Annotated in this window: 17 protein-coding genes and 1 tRNA gene; 14 read left to right on the top strand and 4 right to left on the bottom strand. The window is 71.3% G+C overall.

The features are described 5' to 3' along the window. The first annotated feature begins 160 nt into the window (after positions 1-160). Positions 161-1,093, top strand: coding sequence for an oxygen-dependent coproporphyrinogen oxidase (gene hemF / locus AC3IF1_RS01360; protein WP_489215272.1), 933 nt, complete (start codon positions 161-163; stop codon positions 1,091-1,093). A gap of 10 nt (positions 1,094-1,103) precedes the next feature. Next, positions 1,104-2,222, top strand: coding sequence for an ATP-dependent DNA helicase (locus AC3IF1_RS01355; RefSeq protein ID WP_243971188.1), 1,119 nt, complete (start codon positions 1,104-1,106; stop codon positions 2,220-2,222). Positions 2,223-3,003: 781 nt separating this feature from the next. Here AC3IF1_RS01355 and AC3IF1_RS01350 read toward each other — a convergent pair. Next, on the bottom strand, positions 3,004-4,341 hold the full coding sequence (locus AC3IF1_RS01350) for an NRAMP family divalent metal transporter (protein WP_489215269.1): 1,338 nt from the start codon (positions 4,339-4,341) through the stop codon (positions 3,004-3,006). A 240-nt stretch (positions 4,342-4,581) separates the two neighbouring features. Between AC3IF1_RS01350 and AC3IF1_RS01345 the strand changes: the two genes are divergently transcribed. From AC3IF1_RS01345 to AC3IF1_RS01315, 7 genes are all read left to right on the top strand, one after another. Beyond that, positions 4,582-4,995 carry a hypothetical protein gene (locus AC3IF1_RS01345; RefSeq protein WP_489215267.1) on the top strand — a complete coding sequence of 138 codons (414 nt, stop codon included), beginning with the start codon at positions 4,582-4,584 and terminating at the stop codon, positions 4,993-4,995. A 557-nt stretch (positions 4,996-5,552) separates the two neighbouring features. Beyond that, positions 5,553-5,629 (top strand) — tRNA-Arg (locus AC3IF1_RS01340). 853 nt (positions 5,630-6,482) lie between these two features. After that, on the top strand, positions 6,483-7,298 hold the full coding sequence (locus AC3IF1_RS01335) for an FAD binding domain-containing protein (RefSeq protein ID WP_489215265.1): 816 nt from the start codon (positions 6,483-6,485) through the stop codon (positions 7,296-7,298). Continuing rightward, on the top strand, positions 7,295-10,000 hold the full coding sequence (locus tag AC3IF1_RS01330; RefSeq protein ID WP_489215263.1) for a molybdopterin-dependent oxidoreductase: 2,706 nt from the start codon (positions 7,295-7,297) through the stop codon (positions 9,998-10,000). Before AC3IF1_RS01335 ends, AC3IF1_RS01330 begins: the two co-directional genes overlap by 4 nt. Further along, entirely contained in the window at positions 9,997-10,953 is a 957-nt protein-coding gene (locus AC3IF1_RS01325; protein ID WP_489215261.1) for an antibiotic biosynthesis monooxygenase, read from the top strand. Before AC3IF1_RS01330 ends, AC3IF1_RS01325 begins: the two co-directional genes overlap by 4 nt. A gap of 277 nt (positions 10,954-11,230) precedes the next feature. Then, positions 11,231-11,443 carry a hypothetical protein gene (locus AC3IF1_RS01320; protein ID WP_489215259.1) on the top strand — a complete coding sequence of 71 codons (213 nt, stop codon included), beginning with the start codon at positions 11,231-11,233 and terminating at the stop codon, positions 11,441-11,443. Next, a complete protein-coding gene (locus tag AC3IF1_RS01315) occupies positions 11,440-12,540 on the top strand; it encodes a YeiH family protein (RefSeq protein WP_243971201.1) in 1,101 nt (366 codons plus the stop codon). Before AC3IF1_RS01320 ends, AC3IF1_RS01315 begins: the two co-directional genes overlap by 4 nt. A gap of 15 nt (positions 12,541-12,555) precedes the next feature. Here the strand turns inward: AC3IF1_RS01315 and AC3IF1_RS01310 are convergent, their stop codons facing one another. Together AC3IF1_RS01310 and AC3IF1_RS01305 are read right to left on the bottom strand one after the other, a co-directional pair. Continuing rightward, positions 12,556-12,993: a GFA family protein gene (locus AC3IF1_RS01310; protein WP_489215257.1), complete on the bottom strand. Its 438-nt coding sequence runs from the start codon at positions 12,991-12,993 to the stop codon at positions 12,556-12,558. 152 nt (positions 12,994-13,145) lie between these two features. Next, positions 13,146-13,583 carry a Ros/MucR family transcriptional regulator gene (locus tag AC3IF1_RS01305; RefSeq protein ID WP_489215255.1) on the bottom strand — a complete coding sequence of 146 codons (438 nt, stop codon included), beginning with the start codon at positions 13,581-13,583 and terminating at the stop codon, positions 13,146-13,148. Between the two features lie 429 nt (positions 13,584-14,012). On the opposite strand from AC3IF1_RS01305, the gene AC3IF1_RS01300 reads away from it, so the two are divergent. The 4 genes from AC3IF1_RS01300 (at position 14,013) to AC3IF1_RS01285 (ending at position 15,752) form a co-directional block, all read left to right on the top strand. Further along, positions 14,013-14,402, top strand: a complete 390-nt coding sequence (locus tag AC3IF1_RS01300) for a hypothetical protein (RefSeq protein ID WP_489215253.1) — start codon at positions 14,013-14,015, stop codon at positions 14,400-14,402. A 186-nt stretch (positions 14,403-14,588) separates the two neighbouring features. Beyond that, entirely contained in the window at positions 14,589-15,005 is a 417-nt protein-coding gene (locus AC3IF1_RS01295; RefSeq protein ID WP_489215251.1) for a cupin domain-containing protein, read from the top strand. Positions 15,006-15,120: 115 nt separating this feature from the next. Beyond that, on the top strand, positions 15,121-15,381 hold the full coding sequence (locus tag AC3IF1_RS01290) for a hypothetical protein (RefSeq protein WP_243971211.1): 261 nt from the start codon (positions 15,121-15,123) through the stop codon (positions 15,379-15,381). A 179-nt stretch (positions 15,382-15,560) separates the two neighbouring features. Continuing rightward, on the top strand, positions 15,561-15,752 hold the full coding sequence (locus tag AC3IF1_RS01285) for a hypothetical protein (RefSeq protein ID WP_243971213.1): 192 nt from the start codon (positions 15,561-15,563) through the stop codon (positions 15,750-15,752). 26 nt (positions 15,753-15,778) lie between these two features. Here the strand turns inward: AC3IF1_RS01285 and AC3IF1_RS01280 are convergent, their stop codons facing one another. After that, a complete protein-coding gene (locus tag AC3IF1_RS01280; protein ID WP_489215248.1) occupies positions 15,779-18,730 on the bottom strand; it encodes a bifunctional [glutamine synthetase] adenylyltransferase/[glutamine synthetase]-adenylyl-L-tyrosine phosphorylase in 2,952 nt (983 codons plus the stop codon). Positions 18,731-19,067: 337 nt separating this feature from the next. Here AC3IF1_RS01280 and chpT point away from each other — a divergent pair, with 337 nt between their 5' ends. After that, positions 19,068-19,778: a histidine phosphotransferase ChpT gene (gene chpT / locus AC3IF1_RS01275; protein ID WP_243971216.1), complete on the top strand. Its 711-nt coding sequence runs from the start codon at positions 19,068-19,070 to the stop codon at positions 19,776-19,778. The last annotated feature ends 37 nt before the right edge of the window (positions 19,779-19,815 follow it).

The following is a 19,815-nucleotide window of genomic DNA, read 5'->3' as shown; positions in this document are numbered from 1 at the left end:
GCTGTCCTGACGGTTCGAGGGCGCGCCGCACGGGCGCATGACCGGCGGATCTAGGGCGGCGATGCCGTGTCGGCCCGGGACTGAGGCGCAGGGCGATGCGGCGCGCCGATTTGGCGCCCGCCGATTGACGCCCCAGCGGCGCAGTGGGAAAGCCTACCGCATGACGATGCCGGACGACGCCCGCGCAGCCCTGACTGCCCCCCTGTCCGAGGCCGACGTGACGGCCATGAAATCCGAGGCCGCGGCCTGGTTCGCGACCCTGCGCGACCGCATCCTGGCGGCCTTCGAGACCCTGGAGGCCGAGGCCGAGGGGCCGTTCCACCCGGATGCGCCCGCAGGCGCCGGGACCTTCGAGAAGACGCCCTGGAACCGCACCGACCATACCGGCCAGCCCGGCGGCGGCGGCGTCATGGCGATGCTGAAGGGCCGGATCTTCGAGAAGGCCGGGGTCCATATCTCCACGGTCCACGGCGAGTTCGCCCCGGAATTCCGTGCCCAGATGCCCGGGGCGGCCGAGGATCCGCGGTTCTTCGCCACCGGCATCTCGCTGATCGCCCATCCGTGGAACCCGCATGCGCCGACGGTCCACATGAACACCCGCTTCGTCGCGACCACGAAGGCGTGGTTCGGGGGCGGGGCCGACCTCACGCCGGTGCTGATGCGGCGGCGCAACCAGGACGATCCGGACAGCCGCCATTTCCACGCCTGCCTGGCGCGTGCCTGCGCGGCCCACGGCGTCGACCATGCCCGCTACAAGGCGTGGTGCGACGAATACTTCCACCTCAAGCACCGCAACGAGCCCCGCGGCATCGGCGGCATCTTTTATGACTATCGCTGGACCGGCGATGCGCAGGCCGATCTCGCCTTCACCCGCGACGTGGGGGGCGCCTTCCTGGAGGCGTATCCGAAAATCGTCCGCGACAATGTCGGGACCGCCTGGACCGAGGCCGACCGCGAGGAACAGCAGGTCCGGCGCGGACGCTACGTCGAGTTCAACCTGCTCTACGACCGCGGCACGATCTTCGGGCTGAAGACCGGCGGCAACGTCGCCTCGATCCTGTCGTCCCTGCCGCCGACGGTGCGCTGGCCGTGATGGGGGCCCCGTGAGCGCCGGGCTGCCGGCCGCCTACGCCCCGCAGCAGGACGCGGCGCTGAAGGCGATCGCCGCGTGGCGGCGGGAGGGCGGATCCCAGGTGTTCCGGCTGTTCGGCTATGCCGGCACCGGCAAGACCACGCTGGCGCGCCGGATCGCCGAGGATGTCGACGGCACGGTGGTCTACGGCGCCTTCACCGGCAAGGCGGCCTCGGTGATGCGCCAGAAGGGCTGCTACGACGCCGCCACGATCCACTCGCTGATCTACCGTACCAAGGAAGCGGAGGAGGGCGGGCCGACCTTCACGCTGAACCGGTCCGGGCCGGCCGCGAAGGCGGACCTGATCATCATCGACGAATGCTCGATGGTGGATTCCGACCTCGGCAACGACCTGCTGTCGTTCGAGCGGCCGGTGCTGGTCCTGGGCGACCCGGCGCAGCTGCCGCCGGTGCGCGGCGGCGGCTTCTTCACCGAGGCCGAGCCGGACGTGATGCTCACGGAGGTCCATCGGCAGGCCAAGGACGACCCGATCGTCCGCATGGCGATGACCATCCGCGAGGGCGGCCGGCTGGACCTCGGCACCTTCGGCCAGAGCCGGGTGGTGTCGCGCCGCGCCCTGGACCCGGCCGAGGTGCTCGAATGCGACCAGGTGCTGGTCGGCCTCAACAAGACCCGCCGCCTCTACAACGGGCGGCTCCGGGAACTCGCCGGCCACACCGATCCGATGCCGGCGATCGGCGAGAAGCTGGTCTGCCTGCGCAACGACCGGGTGAAGGGCCTGCTCAACGGCTCGACCTGGACGGTACAGGCCCTGCGCGCGCCGCCGCGGCCGGACCTGATCCGCCTCGACGTGGTGCCGGAGGACGACCCGGGCCTGCGCCGGAAGCCCACCGACATCAAGGTCCTGCGCGCGATGATTTCGGGCTCGGACGAGGAGATCCCGCTGTTCCTGCGCCGGGAGACCGACGAGTTCACCTACGGCTACGCGCTGACGGTCCACAAGGCGCAGGGGTCGCAGTGGGACCGGGTGACGCTGTTCGACGAATCCTACGCCTTCCGCGAGCACCGGGCCCGCTGGCTCTACACCGGGCTGACCCGGGCCGCGCAGGCGATCACCGTGGTGGTCTGATCCGTCGCCGGGGTTTTCCGCGGGACGGCGCCACGCCCGACGCATCGCTCCGGAGACCGCGCGGTTCCGGGCGCGGGCGTGCACGACAACCGAGGCCGCCGGCACGGGGCGGCCTGCTGCGGAGGCAGGCGATCGCGTGACCTGACCCGCCAACCGAGCGGTCACAGCCCGAGACCGCGCAGAGGACGTGGGCCACGAACCAAGTCCATTCCACCCCGCCGATGCAGGCCTATCGAACCTGGGCCGTCGGATCGGGTCCGGCTCTCATCAACGATGGGTACAAGTAACTCATCGGCCGCTGAATGTATAGTTGTGGTGACGAGGAGCCTTAAATCTAAATATTCCGATGAAGATTCATAAAAACACGATTTTGCTTCGGTTCAGAATCGAACGATAGACGCGGGACCGATCAAGCTGCGGCCGTGATTTTCCATCGCTGACGCTGGTGGGCCTCTCGCACGATGCAGTTTGCTCGACGTTCGGAGGGACATCCATGTGCAGGCTCACCTGTACGGCACTTGTTCTCATCCCAGTCGCCGCTCCGGCCCGCGCACGGGCCTGCGAGGGCGTGAGCGCGCGCAACGCCGGGACGGATATCGCGTCCGCCCAGCGGCAGCAGGCCGAGTTCACCCGCGCGCGGGCTCAGCCTGATCGCGGGCGGGCTTGGCGGGACGAGAATGCCTCCGTCAACGCGGAGCGCGATGCGTGGAGTGCGCGCCGGTTCGATACGCGCGGATCCATTTCGAAACGCGGATCCATCGCGGGAGGCCGCCGGCATCGGTCACAGGACGAAGAAACCGACGCTGGCGACCGTCATGATGGCGGTGGCCAGCCATCCGCCCACCCGCATCGGCGTCGACAGGCTCAGGCGCCCCATGATGCGGCCGTTGCAGGCGACGAGCATCAGCGCGGCCATGACCGGCGCCGCCAGGATGCCGTTGACGACGGCGGCCCAGTACAGCGCCTTGACCGGATCGAGCGCGGTGAAGTTGAGGCCGACCCCGGCCAGGGTCGCCACCGAGAGCGTCGCGTAGAAGGCCTTGGCCTGCCGAAGGCGTCGGTCGAGGCCCCCGGTCCACCGGAAGGCCTCCGAGAGGGCGTAGGCCGCCGATCCGGCCAGCACCGGCACCGCGAGCAGGCCCGTCCCGAGGATGCCAACGGCGAAGAGCGCGAAGGTGAAGATGCCGGCGATCGGCCGGAGGGCCTCGGCCGCCTGCGCCGAAGTCTGGATGTCGGTGACCCCGTTCGCGTGCAGCGTGGCGGCGGTCGCGTAGATGATGAAGATGGCGATGACGTTCGAGACGCCCATCCCGACCACCGTGTCGGTCCGGATGCGGGCGAATTGCGGGCCCGCGTCCCGCGGCGTGCGCCAGAGGGGTTGGGCGCCGCGCTTGATCCGGTCCTCCACCTCCAGCGCCGACTGCCAGAAGAACAGGTACGGGCTGATCGTGGTGCCGAGGACCGCCACCAGGGCGGTCGCGTGGACGGCGTCGAAGCGCAGGTGCGGCACGAGGGTGGCGAACAACGCCGCGTCCCACGGGACGTGCACGGTGAACACCACGGCGACGTAGGCGAACAGGGACAGGGTCAGCCATTTGAGCAGGCGCGCATAGGGCGCGTAGGGCACGACGATCTCGGCGACCACGCACAGGATGCCGAATCCCACGGTGTAGAGCCTCGGATTGCCCCCCAGGAGCAGGGTGAGCGCCGCGCCCATGGCCCCGAGATCCGCGCCGAGGTTGATGACGTTGGCCACGAGGAGCACGGTCACGACGGTGCGCACGAGCCACGCCGGATAATGCCGGCGCAGGTTCGCCGCGATGCCGCGACCGGTCACGCAGCCGATACGTCCGCTGATCTCCTGGATCATCACCATGAAGGGCAGGCTGAACAGCATGGTCCAGGCAAGGCCGTACCCGAACTGCGCGCCGACCTGGGCGTAGGTGGCGATCCCGCTGGGATCGTCGTCGGCGGCTCCGGTGATCAGGCCGGGCCCGAGACGTCGGACCATGCCGATGGCGGAGGCCGAGCCGGGATCGGATGCGACGCCCTCGCCCGACCCGGTGGCCCGGATCGGGGGACCGGATCCTCCGTGAGCGATCGAGGCGCGGCGCGGCATTGCGGGCTTCCAGCGGCGCGGTCGGATGCGAAGGATGGCCCAGCCGGTCCTGCCCGTCCCCGGACGGGGATGCGAGACGTCCGGGCCGCGGGGCCTGCCCCCGCATCCCTCGCATGTAGGGACCGATCCGAAGCCGGTCCTTGATCCAGCGCAAGGACGCCTTCGGAGTTCCCCCTATGCTGAGCGCCACACCCGCGAGGGTCGGCGCTCGCGTTCGGCCGGGGTGTAAAGGAACCGGTGATGATCTCTCCGCGCGCCGTCTTGGCCTTGGCCAAGCAACAGGACCGCCTCACCGAGTTGCTCCGCCTGATCGACAATGGGCGGTGGTGGGCCGGGGACGAAGCCTCCCTGATCGACGAGGACGAGGTCTGCCTGCAGGCCGACAGGATCGGAAGCGCCCTGGACGTGGTCGAGCGTCTCGCGAACGAGATGGCCGCCGAGGACGGCATGGGCACCGGATCGCAGCTCGCGTCCAGGCCGGGGCATGCCCTGCCGCGCCCGACAGGTCTGGCGTCCGGGAACGAGGCCGTCCCGGAAGGTCTGGGTCCGTTCTCTCCGGGCCAGGTCGGGCCCCTCCATGACCTGATCCACGAGTCGGGCGGTTACGAGCAGAGGGCCTGGGGGTTCTCCGGCGGTACCGCGAAGCTGGTCTGACCCGCCGGCGCCGGCCCGGCGATGGGCGCCACGATCACCGGCTCCGATACCGGACCCGCCGGATCCCGACCCCGGGTCGGGATCCGTGAACTTTCGTATGAGAGCCCGTCTGACCGCGCGATTGCGGTCGCGCGATGGTTTTGACTGACGGGTCTCCCGATCCTCTCCGGGGCCTTCGAGGGTTCCGTTCCGCCACGGGTCATGGGCTGCAGGTTCTGCACCGCCCCGTGCCGGCTGGGGCGGTCACGGCAGGCCCGGGATGGTCCAGGTCACAGCGCTCCGGAGGGAGCCCACCCTGATCCGGGGTTCAGGGCCATCGCGCCCCGCAGGGCCGCCGCCTCGAAGGCCGGGAGGTAGCTCCGGCGGGTAGGCTCGCCCGTCATCGCGCCGGATCCGCGGCGATCCTGGCGGCCGTCAGGCAGAGAGTCCACGCAGCCCCGCCCTGCAGACGCCCGGAGCCATCGCTCAAGCAAGCGCTCGGACGCGTCTTCTCACGCGTCGAGACGAGTCCTTGACCCCGGACGGCACCCGTGGCTTCTGGGGCCGGCTGGTACCCTGACTCCGTAGCTCAGCTGGATAGAGCAGCCGCCTTCTAAGCGGCAGGTCGTTGGTTCGAGCCCAACCGGGGTCGCCAGCAAGCACCGCCGCTCGCACGTCGAAGCGGTCGGCATCCTCGATCACGTCCAGCGCCACGCAGTTGCTCCCGGGCGGCGTTTCGACGGGCGAAGGCGGCCTCTCGGACACTGACGGTGGCCGTCCGTGCGGGACGACACGCCCGGCCTGCCTCGGGTTGCTCGAACGATTCGTCGGCCCCGGGTGCGCCGACCCGGTCGATCCGCCCACGCGTGATCGGGATTGGCCCGATCGTCTGGTCTCGGGGCCCCAATCCGGCGACGAGCCGAGCAGAACAGCCGCGATCCGCGTGGCCACGCCCGTTATTTCTTGTCGGTCCGTCTCACCGACGCCGTCATCGGCGCCCCCCGTTCGGATCCGACATATCATATCGGTCGCGAAGAGCTCGTCATCGTGTGTGATATCAAATTCAATTCCGTCTATGTATTCGACAAATTGATATATCGGCACCAGCGATAAATAATACTTGTGTATTGCCGGAAAGCTTGACAATAAGCACGTGATCATATCTACTACATTAGAAGTGGTTTATATCGATTAACACTGTGCTCTGAGCACTGTCGAGACGGTCGGCTCGGTTCGTTCTAACCGGGATGGTGGTTCGAGGCCGTCGCGGGGCGTGCGGGAGGCACGTCGGTCTCGGCGGGACGGGATCCGCGCGGCGTCGCTCGTGCGTCAGCCGCACGCGGGAATGCCCAGGACCCGATCGCGTCCGGTTCGGTCGCCGCGTTCACGGGTTGAGACAATACTAAATCATCAAACATAAAATTAATTCCAAAATTTAATCTATATTTGTTGTAAAAATATCTCAAATTCCGTCGAAATATCGCCGGTTCGACAGATGAAAGACTGATATGAACTTGTCGACCATCGTCGAAGTCCGGCGCCCGGCGTCCCTCGCCGACCTGCGGGACTGGCATGCGGGGTGCTCCTGGCTCGCCGGAGGCACGTGGCTGTTCTCCGAGCCGCAGGTTGCGGTCGATACGCTGATCGACCTCGACGCCCTGGGCTGGACACCCCTGACGGTGACCGAGGCCGGGCTCGAGATCGCCGCGACCTGTCGCGTTGCGGAGCTTCACGCCTTCGCGGGTCCGCCGGAATGGCGGGCGGTGCCGCTGTTCCGGCACTGCATCGACGCGTTCCTGATGTCGTTCAAGATCTGGAATGCCGCCACGATCGGCGGCAACCTCTGCATGTCGCTGCCCGCCGGCGCGATGATCTCGCTGACCGCGGCGCTCGAGGGCGTCTGCACCCTGTGGCCCCGCGCGGGCGCGCCGCGGACGGTCCCGGTCGTCGACTTCGTGACCGGCAACCACGCCAACATCCTCCAGCCGGGGGAACTGCTGCGCAGCATCCACCTGCCGGCCTCCGCCCTGGCGAAGCGCACGGCCATGCGGCAGGTCTCGCTGACCAAGCTCGGCCGCTCGGCCGCCCTGATCGTCGCCACGGTCGGCGCGGACGGCTCGGATTTCCTGCTGACCGTCTCGGCCGCCACCCCCCGGCCGGTGCAGCTGCGCTTCCCCGCCTGCCCCTCGGCCGAGGCCCTGCGCGGCGCCCTCGATGCGCGCCTGCCGCGGGACGCCTATTTCGACGACGTGCACGGCTCGGCCCCCTACAAGCAGCACGTCACGCGATACCTCGCCGAACAGATCCGCTCGGAGCTCGCATGACCCGCTACGCGATCGACGGCCGGGGCTACGAGGCCGAACCGGCCCCGGGCCAGTGCCTGCGGACCTTCCTGCGCGACCTCGGCGTGTTCGGCGTCAAGAAGGGCTGCGACGCGGGGGATTGCGGCGCCTGCACGGTCCATATCGACGGCACGCCGTTCCATTCCTGCCTCGTCCCGGCCTTCCGGGCCGCGGGCCGCACGGTCACCACGATCGAGGGCCTGTCCGCCTGCGGCGACGATCTGCATCCCATGCAGCAGGCGTTCCGCGACGCGCAGGCGTTCCAGTGCGGCTTCTGCGCGGCCGGCATGATCATGACGGCCGTGACCCTGACCGAGGCGCAGAAGGCCGACCTGCCGCACGCGCTCAAGGGCAATCTCTGCCGCTGCACCGGCTACCGGGCGATCGATGACGCCCTGCACGGCCGCTGCAACATCGCGGCGGACCTGCCCGGCCAGGCCCTCGGCGCCAGCCTGCCCAATCCCTTCACCGACGCGATCCTCACCGGGCGCGCCCGCTACACGATGGATGTCGCGGTCCCGGATCTGCTGCACCTGAAGGTCCTGCGCTCGCCCCACGCGCATGCGCGCCTCGTCGCGGTCGACAGGGCGGCGGCGCTCGCCGTGCCGGGGGTCGTGGCGGTCTATACCTGGGAGGACGTGCCGAAGCGCCGCTTCACCTCGGCGCTGCACGAGGACCACCTCGTGGATCCCGACGACATCCTGCTGCTCGACAGCGTCGCGCGCTTCTGCGGCCAGCGGGTCGCGGCGGTCGTCGCCGAGTCCGAGGGGGCGGCCGAGGCCGGCTGCCGGGCCCTGCAGGTGACCTACGCGGTCCTGCCGGCGGTGTTCGATCCGGTCGCCGCGATGGCGCCCGACGCGCCCCTCCTCCACGACAAGGACCACGTCGAGGCCAGCAGCAACATCTATTGCACGCTCCAGGGCGAGATCGGCGACGTGGCGCAGGGCTTCGCCCAGGCCGACGCGGTCTACGAGCAGACCTATGCCACCACCCGCGTCCAGCATGCGCATCTGGAGACGCACGGCTCGATCGCCTGGAAGGGCGAGGACGGCCGCTGGCACGTCCGGACGAGCTCGCAGGCGCCGTTCGTGGTGCGGACCAAGCTCGCCTACGTGATGGGTCTGTCGCCCCGGGACATCCACGTTTTCACCGAGCGGGTCGGCGGCGGCTTCGGCGGCAAGCAGGAGATGGTCTCGGAGGATCTCGTCCTTTTCGCCACGATGAAGCTCGGGCGCCCGGTGAAGTGGGAATGGACCCGGGAGGAGGAGTTCATCGGCGCCACGACGCGCCACCCGATGACCACCCGCGTCAGGATCGGCGCCCGCCGGGACGGCACGCTGACGGCCCTCGACGTCGAGGTCGTCTCCAACACCGGCGCCTATGGCGGCCACGGCGGCGAGACCCTGGCGGCCGCGATGGCGAGCCCGCTCGCCGCCTACCGCTGCCCGAACAAGAAGGGCATCGGCCACGCCGTCTACACCAACATGGTGCCGGCGGGGGGCTTCCGCGGCTACGGCGCCTCGCAGACCACCTTCGCCATCGAGTGCGCGATCGATTCCCTCGCCCGGCAGCTCGGCATCGATCCCTTCGCGATCCGGCGCCGGAACGTCGTGCAGCCCGGGGACACCGTCGAGTCGATCTGGAAGGAGCCGAGCGACGCGAGCTTCGGCAGCCACGGCATCGGCGAATGCCTCGACATCGTCGAGCGCGAACTCGCCACCGGCAACGGCCTCGCCCGGCCCGAGGGGGCGGACTGGGCCGAGGGCCGGGGCGTGGCGCTGGCCATGCTCGAATGCGGGCCCCCCACCGAGCACCGCTCGGGTGCCGAGATGCGCCTGCTGCCGGACGGGACCTACCACCTCGCCTGCGGCTCCACCGAGATGGGCAACGGCATCACCACGGCGCACAAGCAGATCGCGGCCTCGGTCCTGGGGACCCGGGCGGACGCGGTCGCCATCATCAACGCCGACACGGACCGCACCCCCTACGACACCGGCACCTTCGCCAGCACCGGCACCGTGGTCGGCGGCAAGGCGGTGCATCTGGCCGCGCAGGCCATGGAAGAGGACATCCTGGACTTCGCCAGCCGGCATACCGGCGTGCCGCGGGATCAGTGCCGGCTGGAGGAGAGCGGGGTCCTTTGCGGCAACCGGCGCATCGCCCTCGCCGATCTCCACGCCGAGGGGACCAAGGTCGATCACCGGTTCATGGTGACCCGGCGGGCCTATCTCTCGCCGCGGACCATCGCCTTCAACGTGCAGGGCGTGCGCCTCGCGGTGCATCGGGTGACCGGCGAGATCCGGGTGCTGCACAGCGTCCACGCCGCCGATATCGGCCGGCCGATCAACCCGATGCAGTGCCGCGGCCAGCTCGATGGCGCCGTCGCCATGGGCTACGGCTGGGCGCTGGTCGAGACCATGGTGCATGACGGGGCGGGCCGCATGGTCAACCCGCAGCTGCGCAACTGCCGCATCCCGACCTTCGCCGACACGCCGCGCACCGAGATCCACTTCGCCGACACGACCGACCGCATCGGGCCGCTCGGCGCAAAGTCGCAGGGCGAGTGCGGCATCAATCCCGTGGCGCCGGCGGTCGCGAACGCCCTGGAGGACGCCACCGGGGTGCGCTTCACCCACCTGCCGTTCACGCCCGACCGCCTGTTCGCGACGCTGTCGGCGGCATGAGCGGGTGCGCATCCAGCGTCAGCATCGTGACGCAGACCTCGGTGCGGCCGGATTGCGCCGACGCCTTCGCCCAGTGGCAGGGCGGGACCAGCGCGGTGATCGCGTCGTTTCCCGGCTTCATCGAGCAGCGCCTGATGCCCCCGCATCCGCCGCTGCAGGTGGATTGGGTGATCCTCCAGCGGTTCAGGAGCGTGGACCAGGCGAAGGCCTGGCTCGGCTCCCCGGAGCGGCAGGCCCGGATCGAGGGCGCCGTCCCGATGCTCCTGGGCCGCGACGACGTCCACATCGTCCGGGACGATGCCAGCGCGGCCCGGACCGCCCCGGCCAGCGCGGTGATCAGCACCCGCGTGAAGCCCGGCCTGGAGGCCGAATACCTCCGGTGGGAGCAGAAGATCGCCGCGGCGCAGTCGAAGGCCCCCGGCCTGCAGGGCTACCGCTTCGAGCCGGCCCTGCCGGGGGTGCAGGAGGACTTCGTCGCGATCCTGCGCTTCGACAGCGAGGCGAACCTGCGCGCCTGGATGGACTCGCCCGCGCGGCAGGCCCTGGTCGCGGAGGCGGCGCCGCTCACCGCCGAGTTCCACGCCCGGACGGTGCAGAGCGGCTTCGAGCAATGGTTCCGCGACGCCACGCCGGCCGGGGCGCCGGCGCCCGCGGCGTGGAAGATGAACATGATCGTCCTGCTGACGCTCTACCCGACCGTGTTCCTGTGGGGGCTCCTGGTCGGCACCCCGATCCTCAGCCGGACCCTGGGGCTGGATTTCCCGATCGCCCTGTTCCTCGGCAATGTGTTCAGCGTGCTGCTCACCGCGCAGCTGGTGCCGTGGACGGCCAAGCGGCTCGGCTGGTGGCTGTCCCCCGCTCCGGAGCGGCGCGCCCGCGCCGATCTCCAGGGCGCCGGTCTGCTGATCGCCGCCCTCGCGGCCATGATCCTCGTCTTCCGGATGCTGTCTTGACCGGCGCCCTCGCCGGGACGGGGGCCGCTGCGGCGGCGCCGCGGCGCCCAGGACGGCTTCGTTGAGCCGGTCCGCGTCGGGCGCGCGCGTTGCGTCCGGGTTTCCGTGATGGGTGCGCTCACCCACCCGATCGGGCGCGGTCCGGTGCGGTTGACCTTCCGGGTGCCGAACGCCATCACGGCCTACCCGGTGACGGCGTGGCCGGTGCCGGACCCAGCCTTCGGCCGGTTCCCGGCCACGGTGATGGGGATGTCGTTCCTGCGCGGGGGCAATCGGCATGGTCAGATTCACCGTGGTGGCCGGCTCCATCGCCCGGGAGCAGTCCCGGACGGGCCCGGCCTTCCGGGACGCCGGGGGCGCCACGATGATCACGGTCTACCGCGCCCCGATCGAGGAGCCAGGGGCGAGGGCCATCGCGGCCTATCTCGGGGCGGCCTATCTCGGGGCGACCGACCGAGTGGCGGCGGCGGACCAGGGGGCCATGCCATGACAGCCAGGAGCGCCGGACGCATCGGGGCCGGGACAGGGCCCGCCGGCCGCGACCGCGGGTTCGCCCGGGTCGGGGCGGCCGGCAGCCTGCTGCCGGGGCTGCTCCTGTGCCTGGCCATCACCGGGGTGGCGCAGGCGCTGCAGGCCGGCGAAGAGAGCCTGACCGGCCATCCCTATGTCGAGGCCCTGGTGCTGGCCATCCTCCTGGGCACGGCGCTGCGCACCGCCTGGGTGCCGGGGGCGCGGTTCAAGGCCGGGATCGCCTTCTCGGCCAAGCAGGTGCTGGAGGTGGCCGTGACCCTGCTCGGCGCCTCGGTGAGCCTGGGGGCGATCGTCGCCTCGGGTCCGGCGCTGCTCGCCGGCATCGTCGGGGCGGTGGCCCTCACCATCCTGGGGAGCTGCGCCATCTGCCGCGGCCTCGGCCTGCCCGTGCGCATGGCACTGCTGATCGCCTGCGGCAACGCCATCTGCGGCAACTCGGCCATCGCCGCGGTGGCACCGGTCATCGGCGCCGACAGCCGGGACGTGGCGGCGGCCATCGCGTTCACCGCCGTGCTCGGCGTGCTGATGGTGCTCGGCCTGCCGCTGTTCGTGCCGCTGGCCGGCTTCGGCGAGCACCAGTACGGCGTACTGGCGGGGCTCACCGTCTACGCGGTGCCGCAGGTGCTGGCCGCGACCGTGCCGGTGGGCCCGCTCGCCACGCAGGTCGGCACGCTGGTCAAGCTCGTGCGCGTGCTGATGCTCGGCCCCGTGGTGGTGGCCCTGTCGCTGATCGCGCCGCGCCTGCCGGCGGAGGGCACCGGGGGGGCTGCCGCCCCGGGCCGGCTCGGCTTCTTCAAGCTGGTGCCGTGGTTCATCCTGGGCTTCCTGGCGCTGGCCACCCTGCGCTCGCTCGGGCTGATCCCGGACGGCTGGGTCGCGCCGCTGTCGCGGATCGCGGGCTTCCTCACGATCGTGTCGATGGCCGCGCTGGGCCTGGGCGTCGATGTGCGCGTCCTCGCGCAGGTCGGCGGCCGGGTGACGCTGGCGGTCACCGCCTCGCTGCTCGTGCTCCTGGCCATCGCGGTCCTGCTCATCCGCGGCCTCGGGATCGGTTGAGGGCGCGGCGCGCGGTCAGTCGGCCGGCGTGTAGCGGAGCGTCCCGGCGCGGCGCGTGGGCTGGCCGGTATCGTTCGTGTGGTTGACGCCGTCCATCACCGGCACCGCGCGGAAATCGAACGGACTGACGCCCTCCAGGCAGGCGACGTTGACGGCGTACAGGGTGGTGTCGGAGCGCCGTTGATGGTGCGTGTAGATCCCGCAGCGGGAGCAGAAGAAGTGCTGCGCCGCGCCGGTGTGGAAGCGATAGGCGGTCAGCACGTCCGCGCCCGCCCGGATCCGGATCCCGCCCACCTCCGCCATGGCGACGACGGCACCGCGCATGCGGCAGTAGGAGCACGTGCAGCGTCGGACCGACTGGAAGCCGTCGCTGAGCGCCACCTCGAAACGCACCGCGCCGCAATGGCACTGGCCGGCGCGCAGGCGCGTCTCGGCGTCCGTATCGGCGTCCATGTCGCCCGGGCCTCCTGTGCGGTTCGCGGGGCCAGGGTATCGCCGAAGCGCGGGAGGGACAATCGCGGGCTCGTCACGCATCGCGTGAGTTCCCCTCACACGGGACGGCGGCGCAATGCCGGAGCCGCTCCCCCGGCGGTCCGCGGCCGGGTTCAGGCCGTCCTGTGGCCGAGCTGGATCGCTTTCGCGATCTCCGAGCGCTGCGCGGCGTAGCCGGGGGCCGTCATCGGGTAATCGTTCGGCAGGCCGTAATGCGCGCGATACCGCTCGGGCGTCAGGCCGTGGGCGGTGAGGTGGCGCTTCAGGGTCTTGTAGGAGCGGCCGTCGATGAAGCTGATCAGGCCGTCGGACTGGATCGACTTGCGGATCTCGGCCGGTGTCGGCGGCTCGGGGCTGGGACCGGCCTCGGACCTGGCCGCGGCCGGCCTTGCGACCGCGGCCAGTGCCGCGTGGACGTTGGCCAGGAGTGCTGGCAGCTCGGTCGGTGGCACGGCATTGTTGGACAGATAGGCCGCGACGATGCGCACCACGAAGGCGCGAATCGCCGATCGAAAATCGTCCTCAAACCCGTCAATGTCGACCAGTTCCATGCCGAGCGTCCTCTAAAAACCCATACAATTCCGGATTACTCCTACATTACTGGATGTCAACGCCGAAGCGCGCCCGGCGCAGCGCCGATCCGCGCAAGCAACGGGTCCGCGGCGCCCCCGGGCTCGGACCTCCCGGCGATCGTGGCCCGCAGCCCGCGCGGCGGATGCCGCACGGCGTACCGGGCCTCCGCCCTCCGGGCGGCGCGATACCCGCCGGGCCGGATCGGACGCAGCTGGATCGGGCCGGACGGGAGCGGGACAGGCAGCGCGTGCCGCTTTCGCCGAACCGGTCTTCGTGATCCAATACAGGTCCCGCGTAGCGCGAAGCCTCTCCAGGGAGACGATCCGCTGTCCTCGTGTCCCCAGGTCGAAGGTCCGGCCCTCACGCGGGCACCGCGCCGCGCCGTCGTGGGCACCGGGCGCGCCGGCGTGAGGGTCGCGCCGCTGGTGGCGCTCCTGCTCGCGCCGCCCGCCCTCCACGGACAGGAGGCGCTCGGGCTGATCGCCCCGGGCCCGCCCGGTTTCGGCGCGCCGCCCGAGGCGGAGATGCGGGCCAGGGTCGCCGCAGAGTTCCCGGACGCGCCCCTCGTCCGGTTCCGCAAGGTCAGGCCGATGGCGGGCGAAACCGGCGATGCCGTGGCGTTCTGCGGCCAGGTCAGCGCGACGGCGCCGGACCAGCGGGAGCAGAACTTCCACCTGTTCCTGTACGGCCGCACCGCCGAAGCCGAGACCGTTCACATTCTCGGATCCGAATCCCTGAACGGCTACCGGATCGGCCGCAAGCTGATCGGCGCCCTGCGGCGCATCGGCTGTCTTTAGCGCGCCGTGATTCCGCGTAAGACGGCCCTCAGCAGTCGGGGGCAGTCCGTGCGGCGGCCGATCCACTGGGACTTCGGTATCGCCCGGCATGGGGCAATCACGAAGACTGTAACCGTTGCCTCCGGACCGGTCGTTCCCGGTTGCCACAGGCCGTGCCATGCTGTCCGAAACATCCGGGAGGACGCCATGGACCGCCGCCGCATTCTCGCCCGGGGATACCAGGCTTGGGTCCCGCTGGGCGCGGCGGGCGCCCTGGTCCTCGCGGGGGCGGCCGCGGCCCAGGAGGTCAAGCGGACCGAACTCGGCCGCCAGCCGGTCTCGGGCGACGAGAGCCGGGAGATCGTCAAGCAGCTCGTCGAGATCCCGCCGGGCGCGACCTCGCGGCGGCACTTTCACAACGGCGAGGAGGCCTTCTACGTGCTCGAGGGCGGCCTCGCCCAGATGCCGGGTCAGCCGTCGAAGGAGCGGCCCGCGGGCGAGCGCGGCATCAACCGGCGCGGCGTCCCCCATGCCGGCTACACGGTGGTCGGCGACAGGACCGTGAGGATCCTGTCGGTCTACGTCGTCGACAAGGGCAAGCCGCTCCAGGAGGCCGCCGACTGACCCGCCTGCCCCACACGTGGCGAGATTGCGGCAGAAACTTGACTGTTGTGATCGAATCAGTATACAGCTTGACCGTTGCGTTGCAGATACACCCCCAAAGCGTCTGGAGGTTTCGATGTGCGCGCGGAAGACCTTCTATATCTTCGCTAAGGCGTCCGATGCCCAGCAGTTCTGCGCCGTTCGGCAGGATCAACCGATCCCGCCGATGATCGACGGCGTGAACTGGCGTTATGTGAGCTGCATCGACACGTCACGGGACAGGCCGTTCGGCTTCGACATCGACGCTGCGCATCGCGCGATGCGGCGTTGCGGCGTGTACGTCTACAGGCGCGAGTTCATCTTCTCCCAGCCCGGAGTCCTGTTGGAAGCTGCCTGAGTATCCGTCCGGGCGCCGGATCTCCGTCCGGACCGTCCCGGCATCGGCGTCGCGGCGTTCCGCGCCGTTCCAGAACGACGAAACCCGTCTGGTCCGGCCGCCTCCCGACGACGCGGTGGCGCGGGCCAGGGACGCGGCGCCCGTGCCGGCACCGTTCGGCCGCGGAGGCACCGTCGGAGATGGCCAGATTCAAGTCTGGGACACGCCTCCTCGCCGTCATCGCGGGCGGGCAGCGTGTCGCGATCCTGCACGGTGGCCGGCATGACGGCGAGCGCCAGGACGTGGCCTTCGGCATCGACCAGGGCCGCGCCGTCAGGGTGCGCCTGTCGAACCATGGCGCCCGACCGGCGTCACCGGCCGAGCGGCCCTGAGATCGCGGTCCGGACGGGGCCTGTCGTCATCGCGGCCGATGGTCCGGCGCGTCCGGACGCGCGGGCGCCTGGGCCCGCCGGATCCGCGCCATCAGGGCCAGGCTCCGGCGCCGGTGGCGGCGCAGCTCCGCGGCGAGGCTGCGCGCGTCCGGCAGGCCCACGGCCTTGGCGATCTGCCGGGACGCGGTCTCGGACGGGTCCGCGGCGGGATCGGCCATCACCAGCCGCTGCCATTGAAAGACCGCGTCGAGGAACCCGTAGGTCTCGGCGAGGGCGTCGGCCGCCTCGGCCGGCAGCAGGCCGCGAGCCGCCGCCCCGCGGAAGACCGCCTCCGCGCCGAGGCCGATGCAGCCCGGCCAGACGCGGGCATGGCTCAGCACGATCGCCTGGGCCAGGAAATCGAGATCGAACAGGGCCCCGGGGGCGAGCTTCAGGTCGTAGGGGCCGGCATGGCCGCGCTCCCGGGCGACGAGCGCCCGCATCGCCCCCGCCTCGGCGCAGACGGACGCCGGATCGCGCGGGCGGGCGAGGATCGCGGCGATCTCGGCCAGGACGGCTGCCCCGAGGGCGGCGTCGCCGGCCACGACCCGGGCGCGGACGAGGGCCATGTGCTCCCACGGCTCCGCCGCCTCGCGGTGATAGGTCGTGAAGCCGGTGCGCTGCACGGCGGGGGGGCTGTGGCTGCCGTAGGGCCGCAGCCGCAGATCGACCGCGTAGAGCCGGCCGCGCCGGGTGGCCGCGGTGAGCGCCGCGTAGAGGCGCTGCGCCAGGCGGTTGTAGGCCACGACCGCGTCGAGGGGGCGCGGGCCGTCGCTGATGCGGTCTTCCGGATCGAAATCGTAGAGGAACACGAGGTCGAGGTCGGATTCGGCGCTGAGCTGCCGGGAGCCGAGCCGGCCGAGCGCCAGGACGCAGCACCGCCCCTTCGGCACGGCGCCGTGGTCCCGCGCGAAGCGGCGTTCCTCCGCCTCCAGGCTCAGCGCCACCGCGGCCTCGGCGATGGCGGTGTAGGCCTCGCCGGCCTGGCGCGGCGTCAGGATGCCCGACAGCAGGCGCGCGCCGGTCACGAAGCTCAGCTGCCGCGTGGCGTCCCGGCAGCGGTCCAAGAACTCCTCGTGGCTCGCCGGCCGGCCGACCAGGGCCCGGTACTGGGCGCGTACCGCGTCGGCATCCGGGGGCGGCGCCACGAAATCCGGGTCCAGCACGGTGTCGAGGACGTGCGGGCTCAGGCCCACCGTGTCGGCGAGGCGTGGCGCGGTCCCCAGGATGTCGGCGAACAGCAGGCGCAGGCGCTCGTGCGCCCGCAGGATCGCCAGCAGCTCCGCCACGGCCGGCATCCGCGCGAAGGCCCGATCGAGGGTGAGCAGCGCCGCGTCCGGGTCGGCGGTGCTGCCCAGCGCCCGCAGCAGCGCCGGGAGCGTCTCGGCCAGGATCTCCCGGGCTCGGGCCGTGCGCAGCGCCGCGCGGCGCCCGCGGTGCCAGCCCTCCACGGTCTCCCAGGCCCGGGCTGCGTCCCGGAACCCGAAGGCGGCGAGCCGCGCCAGGGTCTCGGGCTCCGGTGCCTCGCCCGCGCCGAACACGAGGCCCGCCTCGGCGGCGGGGTCGTCGGCCTCGAACAGCAGGGCGTAATGGGTCTGGACCCGGCCGGCATGGTGGCGGAGCGCCGCCTCGAACGCCGCGAGGTCGGGAAAGCCCGCGAACAGGGCGAGGCCGGTCAGCGCCGCCGTGCCGGTGGGCAGGCGCTGGGTCTGCTCGTCGCGGACCATCTGGAGGCGGTGCTCCAGGGTGCGCAGGAAGCCGTAGGCGGCGGTCAGCTCGTCCCGGGCTTGCCCGTCGATCCAGCCCGAAGCGGCGAGGCCGTCGAGCATCGCCACGGTGCCGCGGCCCCGCAGGGCCGGCTTGCGGCCGCCGAACACGAGCTGCTGGGTCTGGACGAAGAACTCGATCTCCCGGATCCCGCCGCGGCCGATCTTGATGTCGTGGCCGGCGACCGCGACGGTCTCGTGGCCGCGGACCAGGTGGATCTGCCGCTTGAGCGCGTGGATCTCGGCGATCGCCGGGAAGTCGAAGTGCCGCCGCCAGATGAACGGCGCCAGCTCCGTGAGGAACGCCGCGCCGGCCGGGAGGTCGCCCGCGATCGGCCGCGCCTTGATGAAGGCGGCCCGCTCCCAGTTCTGGCCGAGGGTCTGGTAGTAGTCGAAGGCGAAGACCGTCGAGAGGGCCACCGCGGTGGAGCCCGGGTCCGGCCGCAGGCGGTAATCGATGCGGTGGACGTAGCCCTCCGCGGTCCGGTCGGACAGGAGCTTCACCAGCCCCTGCGCGAGCTTGACGAGGAACGGTTTGGGATCGCCCCCGGTCGCGGCCGCGGCCACCGCGGAATCGTAGAAGACCACCAGGTCGATGTCGCTCGAATAGTTCAGCTCGCCGCCGCCGAGCTTGCCGAGGCCCAGCACGATCAGCCCCGACCCGTCCTGCGGTGCCGCCGGATCCGGCGGCCGGAACCGCCCGGCCGCGATCCCCTTCCGGAGCAGCGCCTCGGTGGCCGCGCTCACCGAGGCGTCGGCGAAGTCAGACAGCGCCCGGGTGACCGTGGCGAGGTCCCAGCCGCCGCCGAGATCGGCGAGCGCCACGAGGAGCGCGTGCGCCGCCCGGTTGGCGCGCAGCCGCCGGCCGACCTCGGCGAGGTCGGGATCCGCCCCGCAGGCGGCGCCGACCGCGCGCTGGCGGGCGACGAGATCCCGGTTCGCCGCGTCCGGCGGCTGATCGAGCAGGGCGACGAGGCGGTCCGGCGCGCGCAGGCACGCCTGCCAGAGGAAGGGGGAATGGTCGGCGAGCCCCAGGAGCAGATCGCGGCAGGGCGGCGTCAGGAACCCCGCCGGGAGGGACGGCGCGATCTCGGCGAGCCGGGCCCGCGCCGCCCCGGGATCCGCGAGCCGGAGGCGGGGGCGCAGGCGCGCGTGCAGGGAATCTTTCCGCATCGGGCGGCTCAGAGCGGCCGGCGGCCGGAACCGCGTCGTCCGGTGTCGCGTGTCATGCCGCATCCTCCCCGGGGCGGCCGGCCCGGCACCGCACCGGTCCGGGCGCCCGGTCCGGCCGCCGATTCGAGGGCCCGCCCGCCGGTCCGTCAATCCCGGTAACGCTTTTCAAAGGCGGGCGTGGCGTTTATCCGTGCGGACCGGTCGTCGCCCGGGTCCGGCCAGCCGGCCGTGCGGATTCCTGCGGGCGACTCGAACGCCGGACGCGGCGGCCGAAAACCGGCAGCCAGTCGGGGCCCCGGCCCGCAGACGCCCGAATCAGATCCGCCCGGAGCGCACCATGTCGTCCCCGAACTCGCCGACCCTGACCCTCGACGGTCTCGACCTCGCCGCCCTGCTCTGCTCCCGCGTCTGTCACGACGTGATCAGCCCCGTGGGCGCGATCGTGAACGGGCTCGAGGTCCTGGAGGACGATCAGGACGAATCGATGCGCACCTTCGCGCTGGAACTGATCGGGAAGAGCGCCCGGCAGGCCTCCGCGCGGTTGAAGTTCGCCCGGATCGCCTTCGGGGCCGCGGGATCGGCCGGCGCCTCGATCGACCTCGCCGATGCCGAGGGCGTGGCCAAGGGGATGTTCTCCGACGACAAGACCAAGCTGACCTGGAGCGCCCCGCAGGCCCTGTTCCCCAAGAACAAGGTCAAGCTGCTGCTCAACCTCGTGATGATCGCCACGACCGCGATCCCGCGGGGCGGCGCGATCGACGTCGTGGTCTCCGGCGACGGCGCGGCGCCCACCTTCGTGTTCAAGGCCAAGGGCTCGCATGCCCGCATTCCCCCGCACGTGGAGGAGCTGATGGCCGGCAGCCCCGAGAGCGGCACCGTCGATGCCCACGGCATCCTGCCGTTCTATGCCGGCCTCGTCGCGCGGGCCGCCGCCATGGATGTTCGATTCGCCATTCAGGATGACGAGGTGACGATCACGGCCGGACCGACAGTGATCGAAGCATCCGAGGACGCCGCTGAAGAGGCTTCGGGCGCGGAGCAGGGGTGAAACTTTGGAAACCCGGGGCGCGGGGAGGAATCGAAAC

The sequence above is a fragment of the Methylobacterium sp. E-012 genome, from assembly GCF_057836545.1.
This window is presented reverse-complemented; position numbering and strand designations above follow the sequence as displayed.